Origin of the sequence: Chamaesiphon sp. GL140_3_metabinner_50, from assembly GCF_025361915.1 — a bacterium.
In the GTDB taxonomy this organism is placed as follows: domain Bacteria; phylum Cyanobacteriota; class Cyanobacteriia; order Cyanobacteriales; family Chamaesiphonaceae; genus Chamaesiphon.
Genome location: NZ_JANYJC010000198.1, coordinates 1 through 3874, shown reverse-complemented (window position 1 = coordinate 3874; position 3874 = coordinate 1). Strand labels below are relative to the sequence as shown.

Sequence of the window (3874 nt, the reverse complement as noted above, 5' to 3'; positions counted from 1 at the left end):
GCTTGAGATCGATCGAGAGATTCGACCTGCCGAAAATTCTCAGCTATTTATCGATCGCACATTCCATCCATGTTGTCGTCGCGGATGGATTTTTTTAGAGATATTTCTCTACGGTATTGGATAAAGTTGCTTTGGGTACTGCCCCGACAACTGTATCGACTTTTTGACCGCCTTTGAAAATCATTAGTGTCGGAATGCTCCGAATGCCATATTGACTGGCAACGTTGGGGTTATTGTCAGTATTGAGCTTATATACCTTGATTTTGCCTTCATACTGAGCGGCGATTTCGTCTACCACAGGGCCGACCATTCTGCAAGGGCCGCACCAAGGTGCCCAAAAATCGACTAATACTGGAATCTCACTATCAAGGACATCCTCTTTAAAAGAACCGTCTGTAACTTCTACTGCTGACGACATGGCTCCAATCCTATTTACCTAAGTTTGCTCGGTTTGTATTCAATTTTACCATAATTGGCTAGTGGCTAGTAACTAGTTGGGGGTAGTTGCCGATCGCAATTAGCCATCGATTCATCCTCAACCATTGTCAACAGTTGACTGTTCCGATTGTCAGCCAAACTGTAAATATTTATTGACTAGCCACCAGCCACGAGTTATTGCTTAGTAAGTCTCAACATGCCAACGACCAGCGCGTTTCATTTGAGAGCGATATTCTGACCATTTAACATCAGATTTAATTGCCGCAGTCGTCAATGCCGCATCGATGCCTGTTTCCATGCCTTTGAGTCCGCAAATATATACATGCGTTTTCTCTTGCTGAATTAACGACCAAAGTTGGTCGGCGTTTTCGGCAATCCGGTCTTGGATGTACATTTTGCCACCCTCAGCATTTTTCTGTTCGCGGCTGACAGCATAGGTGAGTTTGAAGTTATCGGGATATCTTTCCTGAATTTCTTCAAGTTCGCCTTTGTACAAGATGTTGGGGGTAGTTGCGACTCCAAATACCAACCAAGCTAAACCGTTAAAGCGATAGTCGGGGTTAGCATGACGCTCGTTGTCTTTAAACATCCGCCATAGGTAAGCACGGAAGGGCGCAATCCCCGTTCCAGTTGCCATCATAATCACGTTGGCATCAGGGTCTTCAGGCAGCAACATTTCTTTCCCCGTGGGGCCAGTAATTTGCACGTCATCGCCCGGTTTGATGTTGCACAAGAAGGTGGAACAAGTTCCTTCAACTTCTTGTCCAGTTTTTTCGTCTTTGTACTCTAGTTTACGGACGCACAAAGAGACTGTTTTATCATCGACATTATCACCGTGGCGGGTGCTGGCGATCGAGTACAACCGGATTTTGTGATTTTTGCCTTTGCTATCCTTGCCGGGGGGGATAATACCGATACTTTGACCTTCAAAATACCGTAAATCTCCAGCCGAGATATCAAATTTCACATGTTGTACCATGCCGATACCGCCTTCAGCCAATAGTCCATCGTTAGAGACACACTTACCGACAAATGGTGCGTTCGGACGGTAGATATTTACCGGGACATCGGCATGTTTTTTCGGTGTAGCTGCGGGTGCAGCCGCTTGAACTTCTGTTTGTTGTTCGGCTTGGGCTTCAGCTTGGGGCGCAGATTCGCTAGTTTCGATCGCCAGTGGCTGCGAGTTGGCTCCAAATGGACGAATGCTGAGAATTTTGCCACCTAAATTGGCAATGCGACGCAGTTCTTGATTCATCCGTTGGTAAGGTACCGTAATAAACTCACTACCGCTGCGACGGACATTACCATTGACACTATCAGCAGATTGACGATTGCTCAAACCGATAACTTCATAGATAAATAGACGATTGTTTGCTGCTGAATTACCAGCACTACCGCTTAGACTTGAATTATACATTGCTAATTTATCTCTCCGAAACCCCAAATAATAGGTGTCATTATAACTCTACTTACTTCAGATATCACCCATTGACATGCTGACCGATCGAACAATCGGACACTCGATCGGCAGCAGCTAGCGATATCTTCTAGTTACTAACTAGAATCCAGACCGTTGTGTATGCTGGATCGACCATATCCCAGCCAGAATACCGTAGCGCAGTCCCATTGCACAAGAGCGAACCCGCGCAATTGTCAGATTTTTGAGTGTTGCTTTATGCAAAAATCGACATTCATCCCGATCGAGTATGCCCCGATCGGGGATAGAATCGTCCCAATCGAGGTATAATGTTTACTGAGTGCAGTTTTACGTCCCCAATCCCTGCGAGTCAACCGAGCTGGAAATAATTAATTTAACGGTGGCAAGGGTGGTAAATTTTATAATTTTGTTAGATTTGCTGCCTGACTGTTCGCGATTTGTGCCCGATTCGAGCGATAATTGCACCAGTATCGTTCGCGTAGCGTGCCGTAGGCAATCGAAACTAATGTTCCCGATCGCCAAGATCGCCGATCGTCAACTTTATCTGCATCTACTTTAATCGGGATGACGGATTGAGGTAAAATTTTAATTCAAAGAACTAGAACTAAACACTTACAAAAAATTTCGATATAAGAGGATAGCTATGAGTAAGGTGGATCGTGTGGTGATAATTGGCGTTGCTGGAGATTCCGGCTGCGGTAAGTCAACGTTTTTACAGCGGATTATCGACTTGTTTGGAGAAGATTTCGTTACGGTAATCTGTTTAGACGACTACCATAGCCTCGATCGCTACCAGCGGAAAGAGCAAAAAGTCACAGCACTCGATCCGCGTGCGAATAATTTCGACCTCATGTACGAGCAAATTAAGGCTCTCAAAAGCGGTCAAACGATCGACAAACCCATTTACAACCACGAAACTGGCTTAATCGATCCGCCAGAAAAAGTCGAACCCAACCATGTCATCGTCATCGAAGGATTACATCCCCTCTTCGACGAGCGAGTCAGAGGATTGATCGACTTTAGCGTTTACCTAGATATCACCGATGATGTCAAAATCGCTTGGAAAATTCAACGAGACATGGCAGAACGCGGACACAGCTACGATGATGTCTTAGCTGCCATCGAATCTCGCCGTCCCGACTTTGAAGCCTACATCGAGCCTCAGCGCGGTCATGCAGATGTGGTAATTCAAGTCTTACCCACCAAACTCATCGACGATAAAGAAAGCAAGCTCTTGCGCGTGCGCTTAATGCAGCGGGAAGGCGTATCTGACTTCGATCCCGTTTACCTATTCGACGAAGGTTCGACCATTCACTGGAGACCTTGCGGTCGGAAACTCACCTGTGAATATCCCGGCATTAAAATGTTTTACGGGCCAGATACATACTACGGTAACCCCGTCTCGGTACTCGAACTCGACGGTCAATTAGGCAACTTAGAGCAAGTTAGCTACATCGAAAGCCACTTGAGCAACATTTCGACTAAGCACAAAGGTGAAATGACTAGCCTACTGCTCCAACACCGCGAGTATCCCGGCTCTAATAATGGTACTGGTTTATTCCAAGTCATGGTCGGTCTAAAAATGAGAGCGACTTACGAACTTTTGACAGCTCAAGCTAAAGTACCTGCTAAAGTCTAGCATTATTAAACTACCCCTTCAGGGGCGATCTAGTCGATCGAATTAATTAGCATGGAGCGTAGTTTTTAACTCGCTCTTTTTTATTGTTTATAGCAACATCAGATCCCCGACTTCTCCGAGAAGTCAGGGATCTAGCCTGACTAGTAGGTTGGGTAGACAACGCGAAACCTAACGACAGCAGCGTTGTGTACATAGTTGGTATTTTATATTTAATTAAGCCCAGCTACTTAACGCACGTTATCTAACGTAAGTTCGGGATAAGGATCTGCGATTTATGACCCCTAGCTTCGTTTCTACACCGCCCTCAAATGAATTTGGGGCTAATAGCTAAAGTTCGTTTTAACGAACTAATTAATTTG

Annotated in this window: 4 protein-coding genes; 1 reads left to right on the top strand and 3 read right to left on the bottom strand. The window is 45.3% G+C overall.

Going from position 1 to position 3874, the window contains the following annotated elements; all coding sequences use genetic code 11:
- Positions 1–94: 94 nt before the first annotated feature.
- The 3 genes from trxA to Q0R35_RS09890 form a co-directional block, all read right to left on the bottom strand.
- A complete protein-coding gene (trxA, locus tag Q0R35_RS09900; protein ID WP_295616965.1) occupies positions 95–418 on the bottom strand; it encodes a thioredoxin in 324 nt (107 codons plus the stop codon).
- A gap of 201 nt (positions 419–619) precedes the next feature.
- Entirely contained in the window at positions 620–1855 is a 1236-nt protein-coding gene (gene petH / locus Q0R35_RS09895; RefSeq protein WP_295616962.1) for a ferredoxin--NADP reductase, read from the bottom strand.
- Positions 1856–2203: 348 nt separating this feature from the next.
- Entirely contained in the window at positions 2204–2341 is a 138-nt protein-coding gene (locus Q0R35_RS09890) for a hypothetical protein (protein WP_295616959.1), read from the bottom strand.
- A 178-nt stretch (positions 2342–2519) separates the two neighbouring features.
- Between Q0R35_RS09890 and Q0R35_RS09885 the strand changes: the two genes are divergently transcribed.
- Positions 2520–3515: a phosphoribulokinase gene (locus tag Q0R35_RS09885; protein WP_295616956.1), complete on the top strand. Its 996-nt coding sequence runs from the start codon at positions 2520–2522 to the stop codon at positions 3513–3515.
- The last annotated feature ends 359 nt before the right edge of the window (positions 3516–3874 follow it).

Coding starts and splice junctions, on each gene's coding strand:
- Q0R35_RS09885 (WP_295616956.1), top strand. CDS start 2,520: ATGAGTAAGGTGGATCGTGTGGTGATAATTGGCGTTGCTGGAGATTCC.
- trxA (WP_295616965.1), bottom strand. CDS start 418: ATGTCGTCAGCAGTAGAAGTTACAGACGGTTCTTTTAAAGAGGATGTC.
- petH (WP_295616962.1), bottom strand. CDS start 1,855: ATGTATAATTCAAGTCTAAGCGGTAGTGCTGGTAATTCAGCAGCAAAC.